Origin of the sequence: Acetobacter okinawensis (assembly GCF_002153655.1) — a bacterium.
GTDB lineage: Bacteria > Pseudomonadota > Alphaproteobacteria > Acetobacterales > Acetobacteraceae > Acetobacter > Acetobacter okinawensis_A.
This window is the reverse complement of record NZ_JOPJ01000105.1, coordinates 1-228: the sequence shown is the minus strand read 5'-3', so window position 1 is coordinate 228 and position 228 is coordinate 1. Positions and strand designations below refer to the sequence as shown.

The window sequence follows — 228 nt, the reverse complement described above, 5'->3', positions numbered from 1 at the left end:
GCATGCCCGACCGCCAGATACGCCGCCCCCCATGAGAGTGACCAGCCACTGCCGCCGTGGCCGTAATTATGCACAACGGTTTTGCCCGCCACATGCTCCACGTCCATGCGTGGCCCCGCCGGGCGGAAGGGGCGGAGGCAGACTTTTATGTCCATGATCTGGTCGGCATGGGCGCGAATGGGCACCAGCCGGGGGATGGTGCCGTGCAGGGCCGTGCGGCCAAGGGCT

1 protein-coding gene is annotated in these 228 nt (G+C 67.5%); it reads right to left on the bottom strand.

The window, feature by feature from the left end; genetic code table 11:
- A partial coding sequence (locus tag HK26_RS12940; protein ID WP_143296385.1) for an FAD-dependent oxidoreductase occupies positions 1-228 on the bottom strand: 228 nt, incomplete at both ends.